This is a genomic window from Paraburkholderia sp. BR10882 (genome assembly GCF_040948855.1).
GTDB classification, from domain to species: domain Bacteria; phylum Pseudomonadota; class Gammaproteobacteria; order Burkholderiales; family Burkholderiaceae; genus Paraburkholderia; species Paraburkholderia nodosa_A.
In genome coordinates this window covers 251,277-276,752 of sequence record NZ_JBFPKP010000011.1, presented here as the reverse complement: position 1 = coordinate 276,752, position 25,476 = coordinate 251,277, and the positions used below count along the sequence as shown (strand labels likewise).

The 25,476-nt window shown below is 64.1% G+C and carries 22 protein-coding genes and 1 tRNA gene; 10 read left to right on the top strand and 13 right to left on the bottom strand.

The window, feature by feature from the left end:
* Positions 1–192 (bottom strand): hypothetical protein (locus AB3X99_RS26605; protein ID WP_368618581.1); only part of this gene is annotated, 192 nt, incomplete at its 3' end.
* A 233-nt stretch (positions 193–425) separates the two neighbouring features.
* Between AB3X99_RS26605 and AB3X99_RS26600 the strand changes: the two genes are divergently transcribed.
* Positions 426–1,592, top strand: coding sequence for a hypothetical protein (locus AB3X99_RS26600; RefSeq protein ID WP_368618580.1), 1,167 nt, complete (start codon positions 426–428; stop codon positions 1,590–1,592).
* Between the two features lie 55 nt (positions 1,593–1,647).
* Here AB3X99_RS26600 and htpX read toward each other — a convergent pair whose 3' ends face one another.
* The 4 genes from htpX to def all read right to left on the bottom strand — a co-directional run bounded on the left by htpX (position 1,648) and on the right by def (position 4,949).
* Positions 1,648–2,502 carry a zinc metalloprotease HtpX gene (htpX, locus tag AB3X99_RS26595; protein WP_069264601.1) on the bottom strand — a complete coding sequence of 285 codons (855 nt, stop codon included), beginning with the start codon at positions 2,500–2,502 and terminating at the stop codon, positions 1,648–1,650.
* 130 nt (positions 2,503–2,632) lie between these two features.
* Positions 2,633–3,283: a LysE family translocator gene (locus tag AB3X99_RS26590; protein ID WP_069264599.1), complete on the bottom strand. Its 651-nt coding sequence runs from the start codon at positions 3,281–3,283 to the stop codon at positions 2,633–2,635.
* Positions 3,284–3,395: 112 nt separating this feature from the next.
* Positions 3,396–4,391, bottom strand: coding sequence for a methionyl-tRNA formyltransferase (gene fmt, locus AB3X99_RS26585; RefSeq protein ID WP_368603761.1), 996 nt, complete (start codon positions 4,389–4,391; stop codon positions 3,396–3,398).
* A 54-nt stretch (positions 4,392–4,445) separates the two neighbouring features.
* Positions 4,446–4,949 carry a peptide deformylase gene (gene def, locus AB3X99_RS26580; RefSeq protein ID WP_368618579.1) on the bottom strand — a complete coding sequence of 168 codons (504 nt, stop codon included), beginning with the start codon at positions 4,947–4,949 and terminating at the stop codon, positions 4,446–4,448.
* Between the two features lie 285 nt (positions 4,950–5,234).
* On the opposite strand from def, the gene dprA reads away from it, so the two are divergent.
* The 3 genes from dprA (at position 5,235) to AB3X99_RS26565 (ending at position 9,886) form a co-directional block, all read left to right on the top strand.
* Positions 5,235–6,497, top strand: a complete 1,263-nt coding sequence (gene dprA / locus AB3X99_RS26575; RefSeq protein WP_368618578.1) for a DNA-processing protein DprA — start codon at positions 5,235–5,237, stop codon at positions 6,495–6,497.
* Positions 6,498–6,593: 96 nt separating this feature from the next.
* On the top strand, positions 6,594–6,971 hold the full coding sequence (locus AB3X99_RS26570; protein ID WP_342949129.1) for a thioredoxin family protein: 378 nt from the start codon (positions 6,594–6,596) through the stop codon (positions 6,969–6,971).
* Between the two features lie 257 nt (positions 6,972–7,228).
* On the top strand, positions 7,229–9,886 hold the full coding sequence (locus AB3X99_RS26565; RefSeq protein ID WP_069264587.1) for a DNA topoisomerase III: 2,658 nt from the start codon (positions 7,229–7,231) through the stop codon (positions 9,884–9,886).
* Between the two features lie 107 nt (positions 9,887–9,993).
* On the opposite strand, the gene AB3X99_RS26560 is transcribed toward AB3X99_RS26565, so the two are convergent.
* Both AB3X99_RS26560 and AB3X99_RS26555 read right to left on the bottom strand, forming a co-directional pair.
* Positions 9,994–11,103, bottom strand: coding sequence for a LysR family transcriptional regulator (locus tag AB3X99_RS26560; protein ID WP_368603758.1), 1,110 nt, complete (start codon positions 11,101–11,103; stop codon positions 9,994–9,996).
* A gap of 315 nt (positions 11,104–11,418) precedes the next feature.
* Complete coding sequence (locus tag AB3X99_RS26555; protein WP_368618577.1) at positions 11,419–13,269, bottom strand: phosphoenolpyruvate carboxykinase (GTP); 1,851 nt, start codon at positions 13,267–13,269, stop codon at positions 11,419–11,421.
* 427 nt (positions 13,270–13,696) lie between these two features.
* On the opposite strand from AB3X99_RS26555, the gene AB3X99_RS26550 reads away from it, so the two are divergent.
* Positions 13,697–14,710, top strand: a complete 1,014-nt coding sequence (locus tag AB3X99_RS26550; protein WP_069264581.1) for a D-2-hydroxyacid dehydrogenase family protein — start codon at positions 13,697–13,699, stop codon at positions 14,708–14,710.
* A gap of 63 nt (positions 14,711–14,773) precedes the next feature.
* On the opposite strand, the gene AB3X99_RS26545 is transcribed toward AB3X99_RS26550, so the two are convergent.
* Together AB3X99_RS26545 and AB3X99_RS26540 are read right to left on the bottom strand one after the other, a co-directional pair.
* Positions 14,774–15,652 (bottom strand): patatin-like phospholipase family protein, encoded by an 879-nt coding sequence (locus AB3X99_RS26545; protein WP_342949131.1) that lies wholly within the window; start codon positions 15,650–15,652, stop codon positions 14,774–14,776.
* 48 nt (positions 15,653–15,700) lie between these two features.
* Positions 15,701–16,105, bottom strand: a complete 405-nt coding sequence (locus tag AB3X99_RS26540; protein ID WP_028203232.1) for a PaaI family thioesterase — start codon at positions 16,103–16,105, stop codon at positions 15,701–15,703.
* 262 nt (positions 16,106–16,367) lie between these two features.
* Here AB3X99_RS26540 and AB3X99_RS26535 point away from each other — a divergent pair.
* A tRNA-Lys gene (locus AB3X99_RS26535) sits at positions 16,368–16,443 on the top strand.
* A gap of 70 nt (positions 16,444–16,513) precedes the next feature.
* On the opposite strand, the gene AB3X99_RS26530 is transcribed toward AB3X99_RS26535, so the two are convergent.
* Positions 16,514–16,771, bottom strand: a complete 258-nt coding sequence (locus AB3X99_RS26530; protein ID WP_069264577.1) for a hypothetical protein — start codon at positions 16,769–16,771, stop codon at positions 16,514–16,516.
* Between the two features lie 332 nt (positions 16,772–17,103).
* Positions 17,104–17,298, bottom strand: a complete 195-nt coding sequence (locus AB3X99_RS26525) for a hypothetical protein (protein WP_069264575.1) — start codon at positions 17,296–17,298, stop codon at positions 17,104–17,106.
* A 328-nt stretch (positions 17,299–17,626) separates the two neighbouring features.
* Between AB3X99_RS26525 and adh the strand changes: the two genes are divergently transcribed.
* The 4 genes from adh (at position 17,627) to AB3X99_RS26505 (ending at position 21,465) form a co-directional block, all read left to right on the top strand.
* Positions 17,627–19,147 (top strand): aldehyde dehydrogenase, encoded by a 1,521-nt coding sequence (gene adh, locus AB3X99_RS26520; protein ID WP_368618576.1) that lies wholly within the window; start codon positions 17,627–17,629, stop codon positions 19,145–19,147.
* Between the two features lie 102 nt (positions 19,148–19,249).
* Positions 19,250–19,630, top strand: a complete 381-nt coding sequence (locus tag AB3X99_RS26515; RefSeq protein WP_368618575.1) for a DUF779 domain-containing protein — start codon at positions 19,250–19,252, stop codon at positions 19,628–19,630.
* 103 nt (positions 19,631–19,733) lie between these two features.
* A complete protein-coding gene (locus tag AB3X99_RS26510; RefSeq protein ID WP_069264570.1) occupies positions 19,734–20,213 on the top strand; it encodes a GyrI-like domain-containing protein in 480 nt (159 codons plus the stop codon).
* 580 nt (positions 20,214–20,793) lie between these two features.
* Positions 20,794–21,465 (top strand): SagB/ThcOx family dehydrogenase, encoded by a 672-nt coding sequence (locus AB3X99_RS26505; protein WP_069264568.1) that lies wholly within the window; start codon positions 20,794–20,796, stop codon positions 21,463–21,465.
* Positions 21,466–21,540: 75 nt separating this feature from the next.
* On the opposite strand, the gene gyrB is transcribed toward AB3X99_RS26505, so the two are convergent.
* On the bottom strand, positions 21,541–24,015 hold the full coding sequence (gene gyrB, locus AB3X99_RS26500; protein WP_368618574.1) for a DNA topoisomerase (ATP-hydrolyzing) subunit B: 2,475 nt from the start codon (positions 24,013–24,015) through the stop codon (positions 21,541–21,543).
* Between the two features lie 113 nt (positions 24,016–24,128).
* Complete coding sequence (gene dnaN / locus AB3X99_RS26495) at positions 24,129–25,232, bottom strand: DNA polymerase III subunit beta (protein WP_028203240.1); 1,104 nt, start codon at positions 25,230–25,232, stop codon at positions 24,129–24,131.
* Positions 25,233–25,476: the final 244 nt, after the last annotated feature.

Here is a 25,476-nt window from a genome sequence, read left to right as displayed (position 1 = left end):
GTCGGCGAGGATGCGATCGAAGCCTTCGCCGTCATGCCACGCGGCAGGATTGCCCGCGTCGCCGACCACGATCGATGCGCGCCGCATCGGGTGCGTGGGATCGTCTTGCGCGAAACCGAGGCGCGCGGGGGATGCGGAACTCTTTTTGCCTTGAGACGGCTTGCCGGGTCGCCGGGATGGGCTGGATGTCATGAAGAAACCGGATGCGGGCCGCTGTGAGTCGCGGCGTCAGTAATGCACGAGCGAGCCATTGTAGCGTGGCGAGCGCGCAACACTGCGAGCCGGCGCGATTCCCGTTGACGGCACCGCGCCAGCGCGCGGATAGCGAGGCAAGCGCAGGGATACATATTGGCGGATACCGACTAACCGCTCGCCTCATGATGGCGACAGAAAACGCCCCTCCTCCCTGCGACGTAGCGGCCATCATGAAACGACTCGGGAAGAAACAAGACTTCGCGTTCCTCGCCTTCGTTGCTCTGTTTTCTGTGTACCAGCAGGGACGGGGAAAGCTGTTCTCGCCTTTCTGGGACTACAAGGTGTACGCGTACGCGCTGGATCAATTCAAGCGCGGCGCGAATCCATATATTCCGAACGGATTCCCCTTCATCTATCCGCCCATCTTCCTGAATCTGTTCTCGCGCGTGCCGTTTCACTGGCTCTATCTGGCATTCGTTGTCGCGTCGCTGATCTATCTGGCCTACAGCATCAGGCATGCGGATTTCATCGTCGCGGGCGCGCTTGGGTTTCTGACCGGCGGCGCGGGCGTGGGAGGCATCCTCACGGGCAATTTTGCGATCTTCGGCCACCTGCTGATCATTGCGCTTTTTTATGCGGCTTCGGCTTCGCACGACAGCCGTGGCGCGACGGCAAAGTATTGCGCGCTGGCTTTTTTCATCGCCCTGTTTGCCTCCATCAAGATCTATTTCCTGACCTACGCCGTCGTGTTCTTTTTTATCCCCAAAGGCATGCGCTATTTCATCGCCGTGCCCATGTGCGTTGCGCTGGCAACCATCGCGCAGCTCGCGCTGGAACCGCGCCTGTGGACCGACTTCGAAACCCTGCTACGCTGGCAGATGCTCGCCCAGAACGATTCCGGGCTCGTGCTGTTCGGGATACTCGAACAACACGTGCGTGCGCTGTCGACCCTGGACGACGTACTGCTCTATGAGCTGGTGGTCGTGGCGCTATTCATGTACGCGGTCAATCCATTGCGCGGGCGGCGGCTCATGGTTGCTGAAAACGCAAGCGTGCCTGGCAGGCTGTTCTATGTGCTCGCGTTCTGTCTCGCGCTGAATCCGAGAATGAAGGAATACGACATCGCGCCGTTTTTTGCGTGCTGCTACGTTTCGCTCTTCCAGAGCAGCAAAGAAGACAACCGGATGGATCGCGTGTTTTTCTACGCCGTACCGTTGGCGTTCATCGCCGCGTGGATCGTCGTCAAGTTCGGGCACGTCTACTACGCGCTCGACGTGTCCTGGTTCATCGGCGTTTATTTCGTATTCTTCGTGGTGTCGCTGCGTCAACGGGCGTTGCGGGTTTCGGCGCGAGCGGGCGCCCGACATATGGACGGCGACGCCGCGGCGACGGGCTGAATAAAAAACGCCTCCGAGGAGGCGTTTTTTTCGTCACCGGCTACCGGTCGTCGCTTTAGCGTTGGCCACCTGCAGCCATTTCCATCAAGCGGCGGATGCGCTCTTCCGTGGACGGGTGTGTGCTGAAGAGGTTCTGCAAGCCGCCGCCCGACAGCGGATTCATGATCATCATCTGCGCCGTGGCCGGATGCTCTTCGGCCGCCGGGAACGGAATGCCCTGCGCGTAGCGGTGGATCTTGTCGAGCGCCGAAGCGAGCGCCTGCGGATCGCCGGAAATCTCGGCGCCGCCGCGGTCCGCCTCGAATTCACGCGCACGCGAAATCGCCATCTGGATCAGCGCGCCCGCGATCGGTGCGAGCAGCGCCACGGCGATGCTCGCGATGGGGTTCGCGGGACGGCCGTTCTCGTCGCGGCCGCCGAAGATCATCGCGAAGTTGGCGAGCGCCGAGATCGCGCCGGCCATGGTGGCCGAGATGGTCGAGATCAGAATGTCGCGGTGCTTCACGTGCGCCAGCTCGTGCGCCATGACGCCGCGCATTTCACGTTCGGACAGCACGCGCAGGATGCCCGTGGTCGCCGCGACCGCTGCGTGCTCGGGATTGCGGCCGGTGGCGAAGGCGTTGGGCGCATCTTCGTTGATGAGGTAGACGCGCGGCATCGGCAGGCCCGCCCGCGTGGACAAATCGCGGACCATGCGATAGAACTGCGGCGCCGTGGTCTCGTCGACCTCCTGCGCGTTGTACATGCGCAGGACCATCTTGTCCGAATACCAGTACGAGAAGAAGTTCATGGCGAGCGCGAAGAACAGCGCCAGCACCATCCCGCGATGCCCGCCGATCAGCCCGCCAATCACGATGAAAAGGGCCGTAATCGCGGCCATCAACATCGCGGTTTTGACCCAGTTGAACATGTGCTGTGCTCCTTCACCCACCAGGGGATCAAATCGATCGTTGAACGCCCGCCGCCAGCCGGTCAGCTAGCTTTGAGCGAGCGCATTGTAAGCGATTCGTTAGATATGGGCAGATGCGAAAAATTCAATCTCATCGCGTGGCGGTCGCGAGCTTCAGGCCCAGCCCGACAAACGCCGAGCCGACCGTGCGATCGAGCCACTTCTTCACGCCCGGCTTGCCCGAGAAGCGCTGCGTGACGCTGCCCGCCACCCACGCGACGAAGCTGTTCCAGACCGTGCTCATCAGCATGAACACGGCGCCGAGTGTGAGGAAAGCGAGGGCCTTGTGCTCCGTCCCCGTGGTCACGAACTGCGGGAAAAACGAAACGAAGAACAGCACCACCTTCGGATTGAGCACGTTGGTGCAGAAACCCGAAACGAACAGCTGACGCAGCGGGCGCGGGGCGGCGGCAGGGGCCGTGGCCTGCGGGGCGCCTTCGGCGGGCCTGACTTCGTGCTTCGTGAGAACGAGGCGCACGCCGAGATACACCAGATAGATCGCGCCCACGATCTTGATGACCGTGAACGCCGTGGCCGACGCCGCGAGCAGCGCGGTCAGACCGAACGCGCAGGCGAGCGTGTGCACACAGCAGCCCGCCGAGATACCCAGTGCGGAAACGAGGCCCGCGCCGCGGCCCTGCGCGACGCTGCGGCCGACGATATAGGCCGTGTCGGGCCCCGGCGTCACGTTCAGGAGAAATACGGCGACGAGAAAGAAACCGAAATGGGTAATGCCGAGCATGCCAACCTCAAAATCGAAAAACGCGCTTCGAACGCCATTGATTCTAGCGCGCCGGGAACCGCGCAGCACTTGGCCTGGCGGCGCGTTTTCACGCGCTGGCGCGAGCCCGGGTTCAGGCCGCCGGGGTCTCCGGCAGCTGGAACCGCTGCCCCGCCGCCAGCGGCATACCGGCCAGGAATTCGCGCGCGGGCAGCCGCTTGCCGCCCGGCTTTTGCAGTTGCGTGAGGCGCAGCGCGCCCTCGCCGCAGGCCACCACCACGCCCGCCGGGCTGACTTCGAGAATCTCACCCGGCTCGCCGGCGGCGGTCGACGTACGCTCGACCGGCTCGGCGGCCCACAGCTTGAGCTGCGCGCCGTCCAGCGTGGCCGCGCCGCCCGGGAATGGGTCGAATGCGCGAATCTGACGCGCGAGCGCCACCGCCGGCCGACGCCAGTCGAGCGCGGCTTCCTGCTTGCCGATCTTCTCGGCGTAAGTCGCGCCTTCGGCCGGCTGCGGCGTGGCGGGCAGCGCACCGTCGCGCTCGAGCGCGACGAGCCCGTCGACGATCAGCTGCGCGCCGAGTTGCGCCAGGCGGTCGTGCAGCGTCGCCGTGGTGTCGCCCGGCGCGATCGGCGTGCGCACCTCGGAGATCATCGGGCCGGTGTCGAGCCCCACGTCCATCTGCATGAGCGTGATGCCGGTTTCGGTGTCGCCGGCTTCGATCGCGCGATGAATCGGTGCCGCGCCGCGCCAGCGCGGCAGGATGGACCCATGAATGTTGATGCAGCCGCGCGGCGGGATATCCAGCACTTCCTGCGGCAGCAACAGCCCGTAGGCTGCGACCACCATCACGTCGTGCGGCGTGGCGCGCAGCAGGTCCAGCGCCGCGGCGGCTTCCTGCGGATACTTGCCGGTCCGGCGCAGCGACGGCGGCTGGGCGACGGCCATGCCGTGCTCCTGCGCATAGCGCTTGACCGGGCTTGCCTGGAGTTTCATGCCGCGGCCTGCCGGGCGGTCCGGCTGAGTCAGGACGAGCGGCACGGCAAAGCCCGCTTCGTGAATCGCCGCGAGCGCCGCGGCGGCGAATTCCGGCGTGCCGGCGAAGATGACGCGAAGGGTGTGGCTCATGGGCGCTCGGTGCGTGGCGGCGGGTTGATGAAGAAAGAGACGGTCAGATCGCGATTACATCGCGCGTTCGAGCTTCTTCATCTTGCTGCGGATGCGCGTCTGCTTGAGCGACGACAGGTATTCGACGAACACCTTGCCCATCAGGTGATCCATTTCGTGCTGGATGCACACGGCGAGCAGCCCTTCGCAGTCCACCTCGTAGGTCTCGCCCTTTTCGTTCATCGCGCGCACGCGCACCTTTTCCGCGCGCTCGACTTCATCGTAGATGCCCGGCACGGAAAGACAGCCTTCCTCGTGCACTTCGCGCTCGTCGCTCGACCAGATGATTTCCGGGTTGATGAACACGCGCAGTTCGTCGTGCGCGTCGGACACGTCGATCACCACGACGCGCTCATGCACGTCGACCTGGGTGGCCGCGAGACCGACGCCCGGCGCGACGTACATGGTTTCGGCCATGTCGGCGACCAGTTTGCGGATGCGGTCGTTGACCACCTCGACCGGCTTTGCGACCTTGTGCAGACGCTTGTCCGGGTAATGAAGAATGTTCAGTAGAGCCATGATTTGACGGGTTTCTCGTTGGGCGCCTGAAAGAGCCTGGCACAGGGAACGATGCGCGGCCTGGCCATTCGGCCAGCTTGCGGGTCCCAGGCCGGATAGGGAGGATATCTCCTCATATTCGGACGAAAGGGCCGCAATTCAACGTTGAACGCGCTTGTCGCCCGTGCGGACGCGCTGCGCCCGCGGGCGTGTGCGCAGTGCCACGGGTAAGGGCGCCGCGGTGTATTTCGGATGGTGAAAATTTTATCACGAGGTGCGGCAAACCGTCCGCGCCCGGGGAACGCAATGCCGACGACCTTGCCGCTGTCTGCCGAAGAACTGGCCGCCTGGCTGCGCCTCGCCCTCGCGCGCGGCCTGAGGCCCGCTGCGCTGCGTGCGCTGCTCGGCGCGTTCGGCCTGCCCCAACACGTGCTGGCCCAGCCGTTCGCCGCACTCGCCGCAGTGGCGGGTGCGCAAGCCGCCCATGCCGCCCTGGCCGAGCCCCGGCCGGACTTCGCGGCACGACTCGATGCCCTGCAGGCGTGGCGCGCGGCGCCCGGCAACGCGCTCATCACGCTTGCCGACTCGGCCTATCCGGGCCGCCTGCTCGACATGCCCGATCCACCGCCGCTGCTCTACGCAAAGGGCCGGCTCGAGTTGCTGCACGCACGCGCGGTGGCCATCGTGGGCAGCCGCAACGCCACGCCGCAGGCCGTCGAGGACGCCGCGCGTTTCGCACGCACTCTCGCCGCGTCGGGTCTCACCGTCGTGTCGGGGCTCGCGCTCGGCGTGGACGGCGCCGCCCATCGCGGCGCACTCCACGAGCAGGGCGGCACCGTCGCCGTGACCGGCACCGGCGCGGATCTCGTCTATCCGCCGGCCCATCATCCGCTCGCCGTGGAGATCGCCGCACACGGCGCGCTCGTCTCCGAATGGCCGCTCGGCACCCCGGCGCGCTCCGCGAACTTTCCGCAGCGCAACCGCGTGATTGCCGCGCTCGTCGAAGGCGTGGTGGTGGTCGAGGCCGCACAACGTTCCGGCTCGCTCATCACGGCACGGCTCGCCAACGAAATGGGACGCGACGTTTTCGCGCTGCCCGGCTCGATTCACGCGCCGCTCGCGCGCGGCTGCCACGGGCTCATCAAGCAGGGGGCGCAGCTGGTCGAATCGCCCGAAGAGGTACTCGATGCGCTCGATGTCGGGCAACCCTCGAGTGCAGGCCGCACGCCGGTGTCGCCGCGGGAACAGCGCCGCGAGAAGGTCTCCGTTCCGTTCGATCGCATGCCGCGCGACGACGCAAACGAGACGCCACAGCTGGCGCTCGAATTCCCCCGTCCCGAGCCGCCGCCTGCGCATCGCGCTGAAGCACGAAAATCGCCCGCCAGACTTGGGGCTGAAGCCCGGCGCCTCCTCGAAGCGCTCGGTCACGCGCCCGCCACGGTTGAAATCCTCGCGCAGCGCACCGACATGGCCGAAGCGGTGCTGCAAGGCACGCTGCTGCAACTCGAGCTCGCGGGACACCTCGACGCCCTGCCCGGCGGCTGGTACGTGCGGGCCTCGCGCGGCTGATGCCGCGGATTGGGGGAACATCACCGCTCCCGCGTCGCCGTGATACATTCGCGCCAAATACCCCGCTCTATATATAAGAGAACGCAAGGAACGACCATGCCCGCGCTAGACCTCGACACCGACGCCGACCAGATCGCCGAGCGCGTCAGCAATCAGGACACGCTGTTCGTCGCGTGCCTGTGCGCGCAATGGTGCGGGACGTGCCGCGACTACCGTGCCACGTTCGACCGCATCGCCGAGGCGCATCCCGATGTCTGCTTTGCGTACATCGACATCGAAACCCATGCCGACCGCTTCGACGATCTCGATGTCGAGAACTTCCCGACCATCCTGATCGAGGACGGTCACGCCACGCGCTTTTTCGGCACGGTCCTGCCGCACGCCGCCGTGGTCGAGCGCATGCTTTCGGACCTCACGGCGCTACCGGGCGTGTCCGACGCGCCCAAGCTGCGCCCCGTCCTGAGCGCGGTTTGAGCGCACCCAGCATCTGACCCCGATCAGGCACACTGCTTGCCGCGCGGCCTGGCGCGCCCTTATGATTGGGCGCCCTGGCGGGTGCGCGGGTGTCGTCATGAGATGACGCAAAAATCGACGCCGACGCGCCATGTGCTATAAAGCGGTCGAGAACGGCCCCCCGAGCGGGGCAGCAACGCCGGGCATCGCGCCCAAGCGCCCATTCAGGCGGCATCGGCCCCGGGGCGCCAACCGGATACACCCACAAGCAACCAGTCATGTCCAAAGCTCTGATCATCGCCGAGAAGCCGTCCGTCGCGAACGACATCGCGCGCGCGCTGGGCGGTTTTACCAAGCATGACGAGTACTACGAGAGCGACGACTACGTACTCTCGTCGGCAGTCGGCCATCTGCTGGAAATCGCAGCGCCGGAAGAATACGAGGTCAAGCGCGGCAAGTGGAGCTTCGCTCACCTGCCCGTGATCCCGCCGCACTTCGACCTGAACCCGATCGCCAAGAGCGAATCGCGGCTCAAGGTGCTCAACAAGCTGATGAAGCGCAAGGACGTCACGCAGCTCATCAATGCCTGCGACGCGGGGCGCGAGGGCGAGCTGATCTTCCGCCTGATCGCGCAGCACGCGAAGGCGAAGCAGCCGGTCCAGCGCCTGTGGCTTCAGTCGATGACGCCGCAGGCGATCCGCGACGGCTTCGCGAACCTGCGCAGCGACCACGACATGCAGCCGCTCGCCGACGCCGCCCGCTGCCGCTCGGAAGCCGACTGGCTCGTCGGCATCAACGGCACGCGCGCGATGACCGCCTTCAACAGCAAGGGCGGCGGCTTCTTCCTCACGACGGTTGGGCGCGTTCAGACGCCAACCTTGTCGATCGTCGTCGAACGCGAAGAGAAAATCCGCCGCTTCATCCCGCGCGACTATTGGGAAGTGCGTGCGGAGTTCGTCTGCGCGAGCGGCTTCTATGAAGGCCGCTGGTACGACCCGAAATTCAAGAGGGACGAGTTCGATCCGGAAAAGCGCGATTCGCGCCTCTGGAGCCTGCCGGCCGCCGAGACCATCGTTGCGGCCTGCCATGGCCGCGAAGGCACGGTCAGCGAGGAATCGAAGCCGTCCACCCAGCTCTCGCCCGCGCTCTTCGACCTGACGAGCCTGCAGCGTGAAGCGAACGGCCGCTTTGGCTTTTCTGCCAAGAACACGCTCGGCCTCGCTCAGGCGCTGTACGAAAAGCACAAGGTGCTCACCTACCCGCGTACCGACTCGCGCGCGCTGCCCGAGGATTACATGGGCACGGTGAAAGAGACGCTCGAGATGCTCAAGGAGAGCAACAACTACCTGCCGCACGCCAAGCAGGTGCTCGACAAGGGCTGGGTGAAGCCGAACAAGCGCATCTTCGACAACTCGAAGATCAGCGACCACTTCGCCATCATCCCCACGCTGCAAGCGCCGAAGTCGCTCTCGGAGCCCGAGCAGAAGCTGTACGACCTCGTCGTGAAGCGCTTCCTCGCCGTGTTCTTCCCGGCGGCGGAATATCGTGTCACCACGCGTATCACCGAAGTCGCAGGGCATCACTTCAAGACCGAAGGCAAGGTGCTGGTCGAGCCGGGCTGGCTGCAGGTCTATGGCCGCGACGCGGGCGGCGACGACGCCAATCTCGTGCCGGTTAAGAAGGACGAGAAGGTCAAGACCGACAAGATCGCGGCGCACCAGCTCGTGACCAAGCCGCCTGCGCGCTACAACGAAGCGACGCTGCTCTCGGCCATGGAAGGCGCGGGCAAGCTCGTGGACGACGAAGAGCTGCGCGAGGCCATGGCCGCCAAGGGCCTCGGTACGCCGGCCACGCGCGCGGCGATCATCGAAGGTCTGCTCGGCGAAAAGTATCTCGTGCGCGAAGGCCGCGAACTGATCCCGACGGCCAAGGCGTTCCAGCTCATGACGCTGTTGCGCGGTCTCGGCGTGAAAGAACTGACCGCGCCGGAACTCACCGGCGAATGGGAGTACAAGCTTTCGCAGATGGAGCGCGGCAAACTCCCGCGTGACGCGTTCATGCAGGAAATCGCCCGCATGACGCAGACCATCGTGAAGCGCGCGAAGGAATACGACTCGGACACGATCCCCGGCGACTACGCGACGCTGCAAACGCCGTGTCCGAATTGCGGCGGCCAGGTGAAGGAAAACTATCGCCGCTTCGCCTGCACGAAGTGCGAGTTCTCGATCTCGAAGATTCCGGGCGGCCGCCAGTTCGAAATCCCCGAAGTGGAAGAACTGCTGCAGAACAAGACGATCGGCCCGCTCTCGGGCTTCCGCAGCAAGATGGGCCGGCCGTTCTCTGCCATCCTCAAGCTCTCGTTCGACGACGAAATCAAGAACTACAAGCTCGAGTTCGACTTCGGCCAGGACTCCGGCGCCGAAGACGGCGAAGCGCCCGACTTCTCGCAGCAGGAGCCGGTGGGCGCGTGCCCGAAGTGCAAGGCACGCGTGTACGAGCACGGCATGAGCTACGTGTGCGAGCACTCGGTCGCGAATCCGAAGACCTGCGACTTCCGCTCGGGCAAGGTGATCCTGCAGCAGGAGATCGCGCGCGACCAGATGGCCAAGCTGCTTGCCGAAGGCCGCACCGACTTGCTGACCAACTTCAAGTCGTCGCGTACGGGCCGCAACTTCAAGGCTTTCCTCGTCAAGCAGCCGGACGGCAAGATCGGCTTCGAGTTCGAGAAGAAGGAGCCGAGCGCGAAGACGGCGGCCAAGACGGCCGCGAAGAAGTCGGCTGCCTCGGCTGAGGCGACGAACGATGCCGCGAACGACGCGGCGGATTCGGCCGAAGAAGGCAAGGCGAAGCCCGCGCGCAAGACGGCGGCCGCCAAAGCCGCACCGGCACGCAAGACCGCCGCCCGCAAGACGCCGGCGCGCAAGACAGGGTCGTAAAGCCGTCCCTTCCCGGGCCGTCGCCGGCCCGCTCGCAACAGGCAAAAAGGCGCAGCTTCTCTCGAAGCTACGCCTTTTTTATCGACCGATGAACGGCGATATCGGGCTTATAGCGGCGAGATCGCCGAAGTCCGGGTACGCGCTGCCGAAGCGCGCGCCGCCTTCGGCGCGCGTTCGCCGTCCGTGCCGTTGTGCTCGCTGTCGTGCAGGCTACCGCCCGGCGCTGGCTGCACGCCATCGTAGTCGTCGCCCGCAACGCCGTTGCGAGCCGTCACTGCCGGACGTGCAAGACCGTCCTTGACCCACTGCTCGCCAAGCTGGCTGTTCGGCGTCTGGCTGAAATGCTCGACGAGATGGTCGATGAACGTGCGCACCTTGGCCGGCAGGTGACGCCGGCTCGGATACGCGACGTTGATCTCCACCTGCGGCAGACGATAGTCGCCAAGCAGCCGCACGAGGCGCCCGCGCGTCATGTCGCGACCGATCAGGTAGCTCGGCAGGATCGCGATGCCCATGCCGAGCAGCGCGAACTGGCGCAGCATCTCGGTGTTGTTCGCCACGATCACATTGGTCGGACGCACGCGGATTTCGCCGTCCGGACCCGTGAAGACGCGCTCGTCCCCCCAGTACTCGGAGGGCAGCGAGAGGCTCGGGTGCTCCATGAGATGCTCGGGGCGCGTGGGCGTGCCGTGCTTTTCGAGGTACGCGGGCGTCGCGCACACCGTCATGCAACCCGTGGTGAGGCGGCGCGTGACGATGCTGGCGCTGCGCATCTGGCGTGCGGTCACGACGCCCAGATCGAAGCCCTCTTCGACGAGATCGACCTGACGGTCCACCAGCGTGACGTCGGGAATGACCTGCGGATAGCGCTGCGTGTAGGTCTGCAGCACCGGCGCGAGGTTGTGGAGCCCGAACACGACCGGCGCGACGATGCGCAGCGTGCCGACAGGTTCGTGATTGCGCGCGACGACCATCTGTTCGACATCCTCGAGCTCATCGAGGATCTGGCGGGCGCGCTCGAGATAGACCTGACCCGATTCGGTCAGGGAGAGACTGCGGGTCGTGCGGTTGAGCAAACGCGTGCCGAGTCGACCTTCGAGGTCGGCAACGTGCCGCGTCGCAACTGCGTTGGAGATATCCATCGCGGAAGCGGCCCGGGCGAAACTGCCGAGGTCGGCTACTTTGACGAATACTCGCATCGACTGCAAATGATCCATGAGACAACTCCTGCCTGTTACTACCCCGCTGTTAATCAGCGGAGGAAACCGCGAATTCTCCTACGACAGCAGAAATCGTGCAGAAGTTGCCTCCGAAGCCCTTATTTTCTTTACGATTTCTTCGACTGCACCCCAAAATGCATTAACAGAGGTCCGATTATTACTTCGAACGAAACAATTTTGCGCGTTGCAGCGAAATAGTCGCTCTAACGCCGAACAGACGTGCCTCTGCACCGCACCACTGCATTCGACCCCGGAAATGAAAACGGCCGCCCGAGGGCGGCCATTCAGATAGTGAGCGCTCACATTACATGATTAAAGACGCGTTTCCAGCGTTTTGCGAGCATCCCTCAACACTTGCGGCAACCCATGAGCGAGCTTGTCGAACAGCTCGGCGTGCAGCGCGAGTTCGGCGCGCCAGGCGTCGGCGTCCACTGAAATCACCTGTTCGAACTGCTCCTGCGTAAAGTTCAGGCCGCTCCAGTCGAGGTCGCCGTAGCGCGGCGACACGCCGAATGCATGCTCGTCGCCGGTGGCCTTGCCCTCGATACGGCGCACCATCCACTCGAGCACGCGCATGTTCTCGCCGAAGCCTGGCCACACGAACTTGCCATCCGGCCCCTTGCGGAACCAGTTCACGCAGAAGATGCGCGGCACCGTCGCACCGGCCTTGGCGAGGCGCTCGCCCACGTCGAGCCAATGCCCGAAGTAGCCGGCCATGTTGTAGCCGCAGAACGGCAGCATCGCGAACGGATCGCGCCGCACCACGCCCTGCTGCCCCGCGGCCGCGGCCGTGGTCTCCGAGCCCATGGTCGCGGCCATGTAGACGCCCTCGGTCCAGTCGCGCGCCTCGGTCACGAGCGGCACCGTGGTCGAACGGCGGCCGCCGAAGATGAACGCATCGATGGCCACGCCCTTCGGGTTCTCCCACTCAGGATCGATCGACGGGCACTGCGACGCGGGCGCCGTGAAGCGCGCGTTCGGATGCGCGGCCTTGCGGCCCGTTTCCTTGCCGATGGCGGGCGTCCAGTCGTTGCCGAGCCAGTCGATCACGTGCGCGGGCGGTTCGTCGGTCATGCCTTCCCACCAGACGTCGCCGTCGTCGGTGAGCGCGACGTTCGTGAAGATCACGTTCTCCTTGAGCGTCGCCATGGCGTTGAAATTGGTCTTCTCACCCGTGCCCGGCGCCACGCCGAAGTAGCCGGCCTCGGGGTTGATGGCGTAGAGACGGCCATCGGCGCCGGGCTTGATCCAAGCAATATCGTCGCCGATCGTGGTGATTTCCCAGCCATTCATGGCAGGCGGCGGAATCAGCATGGCGAAGTTGGTCTTGCCGCACGCCGACGGGAACGCCGCCGCGACGTGGTACTTGCGGCCTTCCGGCGAACGCACGCCGAGAATCAGCATGTGTTCGGCGAGCCAGCCTTCGTCGCGGCCCATGGTCGAAGCGATGCGCAGCGCGAAGCACTTCTTGCCGAGCAGCGCATTGCCGCCGTAGCCCGAGCCGTAGCTCCAGATCTCACGCGTTTCCGGGAAGTGGACGATGTACTTCGTCTTGTTGCACGGCCACGGCACGTCCTGCTCGCCTGCCGCGAGCGGTGCGCCCACGCTGTGCACGCACGGCACGAATGCGCCGTCTTCGCCGAGCACGTCGTACACGGCGCGGCCCATGCGCGTCATGATGCGCATGTTCACGGCCACGTAGGGGCTATCGGAAAGCTCCACGCCGATATGCGCGATCGGAGAGCCGAGCGGGCCCATCGAGAACGGCACGACATACATCGTGCGGCCGCGCATCGAGCCTGCGAACAGGCCGTCGAGCGTCGCGCGCATTTCGGCGGGCGCGACCCAGTTGTTGGTGGGGCCGGCATTTTCCTTGGTGGGCGAGCAGATGAAGGTGCGATCTTCCACGCGCGCGACGTCCGAGGGGTCGGAGCAGGCGAGATACGAATTCGGACGCTTCTGCGGATTAAGGCGGCGCATCGTGCCGGCCTCGACCATCTGCGCACACAGGCGGTCGTATTCTTCCTGGGAGCCATCGCACCAGACGATGCGATCGGGCTGCGTATGCGCTGCGATTTTCTGCACCCAGTCGACCAGTTTCCGGTGCCGGACCCAGGCGGGCACCTGTGCGGCGGCCTGGGCTTGGTAATCGGGATGGTTCATCGAGCTGTCTCCATTTTTAGGGCTGTAAAACGAGAATCGGCCCTTTTCAACGCTGCACGCGAGAGGCGCAACTCATTGCGAACCGGATGTCGATGGCAGATCAACATGCGAATCGGTTCGCGCAGTTGGGCAGGTCGTCAAGGTCCTCTAGCCTGGGGTTCGAAACCGTCTGTAAAGCGGCTTGCATCGGAGCCCGACAAGCTGTTAAAAGTTGCGAATTCGCGGCTGATTGCCGCGTCAAAAACCTGCGTGCGTAGCCTCGGGCTTGCGCAATTGCAATGCCTGCTGCTGCACGCGGCGAGCGACGTGAAGGCTCCCTATATTCATACCAGCCTTCCCGGCGCTGCATAGTGGGATAACCACCAGATGAACACCGAAGTCGCGCTACGAAAGGCGCGATGCAAAACACGCAAAACAACCCGCCGCCATGAAAATTGCCATCCTTGACGACTACCAGGACGCCGTCCGCAAGCTCGACTGCTTTCAACTGCTCGCCGACCACGAGGTCAAGGTTTTCAACAACACGGTCCGCGGCCTCGGCCAACTCGCCAGCCGCCTCGCCGAAGTCGACGCGCTCGTCCTGATTCGCGAACGCACCCGCATCACCTCGCAACTGCTCGACAAGCTCCCCCATCTGCGCATGATCAGCCAGACGGGCAAGGCCGGTCCGCACATCGACATCGAAGCCTGTACCGAGCGCGGCATCGCCGTGCTCGAAGGCACCGGTTCGCCCGTCGCGCCCGCCGAACTCACGTGGGCGCTCATCATGGCCGCGCAGCGCCGCATTCCGCAGTACGTCGCCAACCTCAAGCAGGGCGCGTGGCAGCAGTCGGGCCTCAAGACCTCGGCGATGCCGCCCAACTTCGGCCTCGGCCAGGTGATGCGCGGGCAAACGCTCGGCATCTGGGGCTACGGCAAGATCGGCCGGCTCGTGGCCGGCTACGGCAAGGCCTTTGGCATGCGCGTGCTGGTATGGGGCCGCGAGCATTCGCTCGAAGCGGCGCGCGCCGACGGCTACGAAGCCGCCGCAAGCCGCGAGGCGCTGTTCGAAGAGAGCGACGTCTTGTCGCTACATCTACGCCTGCACGATGACACTCGCGGGATCGTGAAGCAGGAGGACCTGCTGCGCATGAAGCCCACGTCGCTGCTCGTCAACACGAGCCGCGCGGAGCTGATGGAAGAAAACGCGCTGCTCGGCGCGCTCGCGCACAACCGGCCGGGCATGGTCGCGATCGACGTGTACGAGAGCGAGCCGATCCTGCAGGGCTACAGCCTGCTGCGCATGGAAAACGTGATCTGCACGCCGCACATCGGCTATGTGGAGCGCGAGAGCTACGAGCTGTACTTCGGCGGGGCGTTCCGCAATATCCTCGCGTTCGACGCGGGCGATCACGTGAGCGTCGCGAACCCCGAAGCGCTGCAGGGCGGCCGCCGCAAGTAAGCGGGGCGGCGCGCGCCGCCCTTCGTGCGTCTTTCCGTCTGATTTCGATGCGGCCGCGTGCGCTCAGGCGTTAGCGGCCGCTTCCATGACCTCGGGCAGACGCGCGAGGAACCGCTCGCCGTCCACGCGGCCGAGGTTGTAGGCGTGCTGCATCTGCTGCGGGCTCGTGTAGTCCCAGCTCGAGATCGGCACCCTGGCCGACGGCTGCACGTAAAGGCGCTGCTGCACGCCCTGCGTTGCCTGATGCCGCACCACGAACATCTGCGGACGCGGATAGAGCCGCGTCACCATCACCAGCACACGGCCGGGCGTGTCGTCGAGCGCGCCGACCGGCACGTTGTCGACCATCCCGCCATCGAGCACCGGTCGGCCGTCACGCCGCAGCACCGGCGTGAACGGCGGCGTGCATGACGACTGCAGGATGAGATCGGCCAGATCCTCCACGCTCGCGCATTCCTGCGCCGTCACGAATTCCGGATGAAACCCGAGCCTGCGCCCGAGCGTCGGGTGCAGCGTCTTGCGGATATGTTTTTCGATGTTGTACGCGATGAGACCCGCCGCCACGGCGCTGCGCGCGCCAAGCCAACGCGGCACATGCGACACGCCGATGCGGATCTCAGGCGCGTCCTGAAGCTGCGTGAACGGCTCGCCGTAGATGTCGAGCAACGCCTGGCGATAGATGCGGTAATGCGGAAACACCGACTCGCCGCGCAGCAGATTGCCCCAGTAGGCGTTGCGCTTGTTGTGGCGCAGCGCTTCCTCGTAATAACGCATGACCCAGTCGGCGTCGCGCGTGTAGAGCATGCACGCGGTGGCCGCGCCCGCCGAGATGCCCGTAATGACGCGCGGGCGAATGCGCAGCTCGGGCTGGACGATGTCCCAGAACCCCGCCTGCCACCAGCAGCGATTGCCGCCGCCGGCGAAAACCACCTGATCGAACATGCCTTCTACGTCCTTCGAAGCGACCGAAACCGATCGGAAGCGCCAAGCTTAATCGAGCAGCGCGTAGGTCGAGGTCGCGTGCACCGCCATGCGGCCGTCTTCGTCGTAGAGTTCTATTTCACCGAACACCAGATTGCGGCCCATGCGCAGCACGCGCGCCGTCACGAGCACGTCGCCCTTGCGCACCGCGCGCATGAAATTGGTGTTCAGCGCAACAGTCGTCATGGGCTTGAAGCCGCCGAGCGCGGCCGTGATCGCGACGATCATGGCCGTATCCGCCGCCGCCATGAACACCTGGCCGCAGATCACGCCGCCCGAATGGCGCAGCTCGCCGGAAAACGGCAGGCGCAAGGTGGCGCTGTCTTCCGAGACCTCGACGGGCTTCATCCCGAGCGCGCGCACCCAAGGGGCCAGCACGCGCTCCAGCAGCGCGTCGATTGCGTTGTCGTCCATCGTTTGCCTTTGTGGATTGCCGTGCGACGTTTCCAGCCGATCGCAGCCGACCTTGGCGAACCGGGGCGGTGCACAGCGACTAGCTCGAAACCTGGTTTGACCCAAGCGTGGCGACATCATACCGGGACGGCACGGCGCCCGTGGTAAAGGCACAAACGCTCGCGCATACGGAGCCTGCACCGCATCGACAAACTATTTTCAGATAATTTGCAGAAGGGACTTGCCAAGCCCGGAAAAGTCCTGCATAATCTTTCTTCTGTTGGGGGCGTTAGCTCAGTTGGTAGAGCAGCGGACTCTTAATCCGTAGGTCGAGTGTTCGAGTCACTCACGCCCCACCAGCGAATTCAGCCAAAAAGCCCGATCCTTGCGATCGGGCTTTTTGCATTTCTCCGCGGCCACGGGCCTGAACTACTTCACGCGCCTCACATGACGCGACGTCCGCTTCGGACGCGGCAGCCAGCGGCCGAGCGCCTCGAAGCCGTCGAGCTGGCGCAGCAGCGTATCGACGGTCGAAAGCTGAACGTGGGTTAGATGGTTTTGCTTGAGAAGCGCGTGCAAGCGCTTGCGCCAGTACGCGACACCCATCACCGGCATTTCGAAATCGCCAGCCAGCGACGGTGGCATCACGCGCGCGATGTGCGCGATTTCCTGTTCGACGAATGTCATGGCCTTCCCCGTTGTCCTGCCGTGGTTTCTTATCGTATGAAGTACTGTAGGACGCTCCGGGGCGCTCGCCAGCCTACCCGTATAGATAGGTAACCAATAGTCCGACTAAATTGGGGATGGACGCCGCTGAAAGCGGCGCCTAGCTGCCCGACGCTTGCGCTTCGCCGGTCACCGGCAAGCCGGTCTTTCACTTTCCACGCTTGCCAGGTCCGAGACGCCATGGATGGCGAAAAACTTCGGAATCCGGACCATCGAAGTCCGCTCCGCATGCTTCGCTTTTCGGACTCTCTTCGGCATCACGCTCGCTATCCAGATCGTCCAGCCGGCAGCGCTCAGAGGAACGGCTTGCCGTCCACCTGTTCATAGACGACGTTGCCGTCGTCGTCTTCGAACTGCTCCAGATAGTTACGGGCGCCACACAGCGGACACCGGAACAAGGGCCCCTGCCCTTCGTTCTTGATCACGACCTCGCTCTGTTCCCACGGGGTGCCGCACGACTGGTTGCGGCAAACGAATGTACTCGACATGCAAACTCTCCTGACTGTTACGGGTGCAAAGCCTACCGCAAGTGCGGCCCGCGCGCCGCAAATCTCCGACTCCCGCCGCAATTACGCTCCCAGGCTGTTCACTTCCTGAGCAGTTGGCCGCCCTTCTGTTCCGGCCTGACGCAATCCTTTCTCCGACCTGAAGGCTCGCGCGCAGCGCATTCGCGCGGCATGACGCGCTGGGCCTCGACCGCCCGGCAAAGCGTCGCTGCGCCGCCGCGCTGGCATGGTTCTCGCGTTAGCGTGCCGCGGTAGCGCGGCCTCGCCGCGTCCATCCATATCGAGATCGAGAACACAGAGGAGCACGCAGATGAATCACGCGGACATGCAATTCCTGACCACCGAATTCCCGTACAAGAAGCAGTATGGCAACTTCATCGGCGGCGAATGGGTCGCGCCGCTCGGCGGCGAGTATTTCGACGATATTTCGCCGATCACCGGTCACGCGTTCACGTCCATCCCGCGCTCGCGCGAAGCCGACGTCGAACGTGCGCTCGACGCCGCACACAAGGCCAAAGCCGCCTGGGGCAAGACCTCGCCCACCGAGCGCGCGAATATCCTCAACCGCATTGCCGATCGCATCGAGCAGAACCTCCACAAGCTCGCCGTGGCCGAGACCATCGACAACGGCAAGCCGCTGCGCGAAACGCTCGCCGCCGACATCCCGCTCGCCGCCGACCACTTCCGCTATTTCGCGGGCTGCGTGCGCGCGCAGGAAGGCGGCATCTCGGAGATCGATCACGATACGGTCGCGTATCACTTCCATGAGCCGCTGGGCGTGGTCGGCCAGATCATTCCGTGGAACTTCCCGATTCTCATGGCCGCGTGGAAGCTCGCGCCCGCGCTCGCGGCCGGTAACTGCGTCGTGCTCAAGCCCGCCGAGCAGACGCCTGCATCGTTCCTCGTGCTCACCGAGCTGATTCAGGACCTGCTGCCGGCCGGCGTGCTCAACGTGGTGAACGGCTTCGGCCTCGAAGCCGGCAAGCCGCTCGCCTCGAACAAGCGCATCGCCAAGATCGCCTTCACGGGCGAAACCACCACGGGCCGCCTCATCATGCAGTATGCGAGCCAGAACATCATTCCCGTGACGCTGGAGCTCGGCGGCAAGAGCCCGAACATCTTCTTCGCCGACGTGCTCGACCATGACGACAGCTATTTCGACAAGGCGCTCGAAGGCTTCGCGATGTTCGCGCTCAACCAGGGCGAGGTGTGCACGTGCCCGTCGCGTGTGCTCATCGACGAGAAGATCTATGACCGCTTCATGGAGCGCGCGCTCAAGCGCGTCGCGGCGATCCAGCAAGGCCACCCGCTCGACACGAAGACGATGATCGGCGCGCAGGCCTCGCAGGAGCAGCTCGAGAAAATCCTCTCGTATATCGACCTCGGCAAGCAGGAAGGCGCGCAGTGCCTGATTGGCGGCGAGCGCAACAGCCTCGCCGGCGAACTCGGCGAGGGCTATTACGTGAAGCCCACTGTCTTCCGCGGCCACAACAAGATGCGCATCTTCCAGGAAGAGATTTTCGGACCCGTGGTGTCCGTCACCACCTTCAAGACCGAAGAGGAAGCCCTGGAAATCGCCAACGACACGCTCTACGGCCTCGGCGCAGGCGTGTGGACGCGCGACGGCACGCGTGCCTACCGCTTCGGGCGCGCGATCCAGGCGGGGCGCGTGTGGACCAACTGCTACCACGCATACCCGGCGCACGCGGCGTTCGGCGGCTACAAACAGTCGGGCATCGGGCGCGAGAACCACAAGATGATGCTCGACCACTACCAGCAGACGAAGAACCTGCTCGTGAGCTATAGCGAGCAGCCGCTCGGGTTCTTCTGAACGCACTGCGTGCCCTGAGCGTCGCGCGCGTTGGTTGGCGGTCGAGAGGCCGCAATTGCGCGCGACGCCCCCTTCGTAGCCTCTCGAGAGGAGCATCACGACATGGTCGAACGCGTTACCGCCACGCCGGCCGCGCTCGCGTTGATCGAGCAGTTGGCGCGCGAGCACGGGTCCCTGCTCTTTCACCAGTCGGGCGGCTGCTGCGACGGCAGCGCGCCCATGTGCTTTCCCGTCGGCGAGTTAATGGTCGGCAATGCCGACGTGCAGTTGGGAGAAATCGGCGGGATGCCGTTCTATATGACCCAGGCGCAGTTTGAATACTGGCAGCACACCCAGCTCATCATCGACGCCGTGCCAGGCAACGGCGGCATGTTTTCGCTCGAACGACCCACGGGCCTGCGCTTTCTCACGCGCTCGCGGCTCTACGACGACGAAGAGAACGCGTGGCTCGAGGCGCATCCGGTGACACGCGTGAGTTTGTGACGCTCGAGCGCCCGGCACGCCAGGGGCGTCGCACCGGGCGTGGTGCTATCTTGGTTCGCAGGCGCTGCGCCATCGCGCGGCCATCGCACCAGGAGACGCCATCATGCAAAACCACGACGTGAAACTACTCACCCTCGAGCCGATGGACCTGCTCGCCGTCAGCCACGTGGGTCCGTACATGAAGATCGGCGACGCGTTCTACACGCTCGCGCAATGGCTCGGCGAGCGCAACGTGCGCACGTCCGGCTCGAAGATGGTCGGCATCTATTACGACGATCCCAATACGGTCGACGAGTCGAAGCTGCGCTCGAAAGCGGCGCTGCATCTGGGGCACGAAACCGACGTGGAGATCGTGGCGCCCGTTGAGAAGTTCCAGCTGCGTGGCGGCGAGCACGCGATGATGCTGCACAAGGGGCCGTATCAGGCGCTAGGCCAGGCTTGGATCTGGTTTTACAACGAAGGGCTCAATAAGCTCGGACGCACGCCGGACTTTTCGGCGCCTTCGTTCGAGGTTTATCTGAATACGCCCGATGAGGCGGCGCCGGACGATTTGAAGACGGAGCTTTATATCCCGCTCGCATAAGGCAGGCGATTCGCACACTTCGAACGATGCCGCCGGGACGTTTACGGCGGCATCTTCGTTTCCGATGCGAGGGTTCTAAGGTTTTAATAACGTATGTATACGTAAACGTAGTAATAGTTAACAAGCCCCTGGGTATTCTGTGGATAACCCCGGAAAACCATTGAGTAAACAAGGCTGTGGAAAAACCATAACCTTGCGGGCGTTAACGGGACAACACGAGGCAGCTGCTGGCAACTTTTCCACAGTTTGCGTGCAGACGAAGTTATCCCCGATTCATGCACAGTGATTTCCAGGGGTTTTCCGGCAGTTATCCGCTGGGGGCTGTGGATAGTGCAGAACGCGAATTGCCGCTGTCTTCCACACAAAAAAATGGCGCCTTCAAGGGCGCTTTTTCGCTGCTGTAAATCGCGATGTTGAATCGGACCTCGCAATCTCGAATTTACGGTCTATAACTTCTGCGAGTGGGCCAGTGGTGACTATTGATCGAATTGCGCCATGGTCCGGGTGTCGCTCGAAAACGTGAAACAGTGAGAATCGCGAAGGCCGTCGAGGCCTGCTCCGTCACTCATGGAGGCGCCGGATGAAACGCCGTGAACTGCTGGCCGCGCTGGCTGCGGGCGCAATGACCCAGGTTTCCACCAGCCAGGCGCAGGAGAGCCCGGCGAAGTACACCAATGAGATCGCACTTCCCAAGCCCAAAGTCTCCGGCACGGTCTCTCTCGAGGATGCCATCCAGCGGCGCAGGTCCGTACGCAGGTTCCGGTCCGACGCGTTGCCTGTCGAGACCATCGGCCAGCTGCTGTGGGCCGGCCAGGGCGTGACCAGCCCGGACGGCAAGCGCGCGGCGCCTTCGGCCGGCGCTTTGTTTGCGCTTGAACTCTACATGGTGACCGCCGCAGAGGTGATGCACTACGTGCCTCAAGGCCACCGCGCGCAGACGCGAGCGACGCCCGACATGCGCCCCAAGCTGCAAGCGCTTGCACTCAACCAGGCGTCTGTCGGGGCGGCGCCGGCCTTGATCGTGGTGGCTGCCGATCCCGGCCGGCTCAAGCAGCGGTATGGGGGGAGAGCCGGCGTGTATAGCGATCTGGAGGCCGGGCACGCCGCCCAGAACATGCTGCTGCAGGCCGTTGCGCTCGGGCTCGTCGCCGTGCCCGTGGGCGCGGTCGATGGGCCGCAGGCAGCGCACGCGCTCGGTTTGCCTGCCGGGCAGAGCGTCGTCTATGTCATCCCGGTGGGTTTCGCGGCTTGAGTTGCGGCGTGAGGCCGTACAAAAAACAAACGCCCGGGAAACCGGGCGTTTGTTGTTCAATGCAGGCGTAGACGATCAAACGTCGATATTCCCCGCCCGCAGCGCATTGCTTTCGATAAACGCGCGACGCGGCTCGACGTCGTCGCCCATGAGCGTCGTGAAGATGCCATCGGCAGCGATCGCGTCTTCGATCTGCACGCGCAGCAGACGCCGTACAGTCGGGTCCATCGTCGTTTCCCACAGCTGCCCGGGGTTCATCTCGCCAAGCCCCTTATAGCGCTGCTTCGACACGTTGCGCTCGGCGTCGGCGATCAGCCACTTCATCGCGCTCTTGAAGTCGTTCACGGCCATGCTGCGCTCGCCGCGCTTGATCACGGCGTTCTTGCCGATCAAGCCCTTGAAGGTATTGGCCGTGTTCACGAGCTGCTGATAGTCGGCGGTGAGCTGGAACTCCTCGTCGATCACCGAGACCTTCGCGTTGCCGTGATGGCGGCGCTCCACGCGCAGCGAACGTTGCTCGCGCACCTGGTCGTACATCGGCACGACGCTCACTTCAGGCTTGAGCGGATCGTCGCGCAGCTGCGCTTCGAGTGCACGCGCCGAAGCCTCGGTCGAGGCTTCGCTCGACAGGTCGATCGCCACGCCGTCCATGATCGCTTCGAGCGCACGCTCGTCGTACAGACGCGAGAGACGATCCACCACGCCGCGCGCAAGCTGGTACGAGCGCGCGAGTTCGCCGAGCGCGTCGCCGGAGATCGGCGTCGCGCCTTCGTTCGGCACGAGCTCCGAGCCTTGCAGCGCGAGACGCAGCATATGCGCATTGAGCTCCGAATCGTCCTTGAGATAACGCTCGTCCTTACCCGCCTTGAGCTTGTACAGCGGCGGCTGCGCGATATACACGTAGCCGCGCTCGATCATCTCCGGCATCTGGCGATAGAAGAACGTGAGCAGCAGCGTGCGGATGTGCGCGCCGTCCACGTCCGCGTCGGTCATGATGATGATGCGGTGATAGCGCAGCTTGTCGAGGTTGTAGTCGTCCTTGCCGATGCCGCAGCCGAGCGCGGTGATCAGCGTGACGATCTGCTCGGAAGACAGCAGCTTGTCGTAGCGAGCCTTTTCGACGTTCAGCACCTTGCCGCGCAGCGGCAGGATCGCCTGGAACTTGCGATCGCGGCCTTGCTTGGCCGAGCCGCCTGCCGAATCGCCCTCGACGATATAAACCTCCGACTTCGCCGGATCCTTTTCCTGGCAGTCGGCGAGCTTGCCAGGCAGGCCCACGCCGTCGAGCACGCCCTTGCGGCGCGTCATTTCGCGCGCCTTGCGCGCGGCGTCACGCGCGCGCGCGGCGTCGACGATCTTGCCGCAAATGGTCTTCGCGTCGTTCGGCGTTTCGAGCAGGAACTCTTCGAGCGCCTTCGCCACGACGTCTTCGACCGGCGCGCGCACTTCCGAGGAAACCAGCTTGTCCTTCGTCTGCGAGCTGAACTTCGGCTCCGGCACCTTCACCGAAAGCACGCACGACAAACCTTCGCGCATGTCGTCGCCCGAGGTTTCCACCTTGGCCTTCTTGGCGATTTCGTTGTCGGCGATGTACTTGTTGATCACGCGCGTCATCGCCGCGCGCAGACCGGTCAAGTGCGTGCCGCCGTCGCGCTGCGGGATGTTGTTCGTGAAGCACAGTACGCTTTCGTTGTAGCTGTCGTTCCACTGCATCGCCACTTCGACGCCCACGCCGTCCTTCTCGCCCGAGATGTAGAAGATGTTCGGGTGCAGGACCTGCTTGGCCTTGTTGATGTACTCGACAAAGCCCTTCACGCCGCCCGCGAAAGCGAAATCGTCTTCCTTGCCCGTGCGCTGGTCGGTCAGGCGAATGCGCACGCCGTTGTTCAGGAACGAGAGCTCGCGAATACGCTTGGCGAGAATGTCGTAGTGGTACTCCACGCTGCCGAAGATGGTTTCATCGGCCATGAAGTGCACTTCGGTGCCGCGATTTTCGGTCTCGCCGAGCAGTTGCATGGGCGAGACCGTGTGGCCGTCGCGCTCTTCGAGCACACGGTTCTGCGGCACGCCACGGTGAAATTCCATGAAGTGCTTCTTGCCGTTGCGGCGCACGGTGAGACGCAGGAAGCTCGAAAGCGCGTTCACGCACGACACGCCCACGCCGTGCAGGCCGCCCGAGACCTTGTAGCTGTTCTGGTCGAACTTGCCGCCCGCGTGCAGCTCGGTCATGACGATTTCGGCGGCGCTGCGCTTCGGATCGTGCTTGTCGTCCATCTTCACGTCCGTGGGAATGCCGCGGCCGTTGTCGGTGATCGAGATGGAGTTGTCCGCGTGGATCACCACGCGGATGTCGTTACAGTAGCCGGCGAGGGCTTCGTCGATCGAGTTGTCCAGCACTTCGAAGACGAGATGGTGCAGACCGGTGCCGTCCGACGTGTCGCCGATGTACATCCCGGGCCGCTTGCGCACTGCCTCCAGACCTTCGAGGATCTGGATCGACGAGGCGCCATAGCTGCTGTTGTCGGGTTGCGAGTTGTTCGTATCAGTCATGGAATTTTCCGGTTCTGCGTACTGCCTGTGTTACTGCTCGAGACTTTTTCAAAAAGCCATAAAAACGCCAAAGGGGCGCAGCGCCCCCTGGTGTTCTTCTTCTGTCGCGCTTTTTAGATGCGCATCGGCATCACCACGTACTTGAATTCCTCGTTCTCGGGAATCGTGATGAGTGCGCTGGAGCTGGCGTCGCCGAGGCTCACTTCCAGCGTGTCGACCTTCAGGTTCGCGAGTACGTCGAGCAGATACGTGACGTTGAACCCGATGTCGATGGTGTCGCCCTGGTAGGCGATTTCCAGTTCTTCCTGCGCCTCTTCCTGGTCGGCGTTGGTCGACATGATCTTGAGCTGGCCCGGCTCGATGATGCAGCGCACGCCCTTGAACTTGTCGGACGTGAGAATCGCCGCGCGCTGCAGCGAGCGTTGCAGTTCTTCGCGGCCGATCTGGAAGGTGTTCTTGTGCGCCTTCGGGATCACGCGCTGGAAGTCGGGGAACTTGCCTTCCACGAGCTTCGAGACGAGCTCGACCTGGCCGAACGTGAACTTGACCTGGGTCGAACCGATGTCGATCTTCAGCACGTCGTCGATGTCTTCGAGCAGGCGCTGGAGTTCGAGAATGGTCTTGCGCGGGATGATGACTTCCTGGCGCGCGAACGAGCCTTCGATCTTCATCGAGGAGAACGCGAGGCGATGGCCGTCGGTGGCGACTGCCATGAGCTGGTCGCCGTCCACGACGAGCAGCATGCCGTTCAGGTAGTAACGGATGTCCTGCTGCGCCATGGCGAAATACACCATGCCGAGCAACTGGCGGAACGTCTTCTGCGGCACCGCGAGGTTCGCGCCGAAGTCCTTGGCCTGCGCCACCGTGGGGAACTCGTCCGCGGCGAGCGTTTGCAGGGCGAAGCGGCTCTTGCCCGACTGCACCGTGAGGCGCTTGTCCGCGAGCGTGAGCGTGACCTGGCCGTCGGGCATCGCGCGCAGGATGTCGAGCAGCTTGCGTGCGGCGACGGTCGTGGCCACCTGGTCGTTGCCGACGCCGAAGTCGGCGGTCGTGGTGATCTGCAACTCGAGGTCGGTCGACAGGAACGAGACGTCGGAACCGGTTTTGGTGATCAGCAGATTGGCGAGGATCGGCAACGTATGGCGGCGTTCGACAATGCCGCTCACCGTTTGCAGCGGCCTCAGCAGGTTATCGCGTTCGGTCTTGACCAGTTGCATAGAGTTCCTTCGTTGATGTGACGGACTGCGCGCCCGCCTGGCGCCGGTTTTGCCGACGTGACCCCACGAAAGTCACGCGGCTTTAGCGCCGCTCAGGCGGTTAATGCGGCACAGGCCGCGGCGGTGGTTCCCGCCCCGGACCTCCGGGCGGTTAAACCCATATTGTGCCTGAAAACGGACCACTTCCCTAAATTGGGGGCGATCCGCGAAATAAACAGGGCAATCCTTTCGGGATACGACGTCC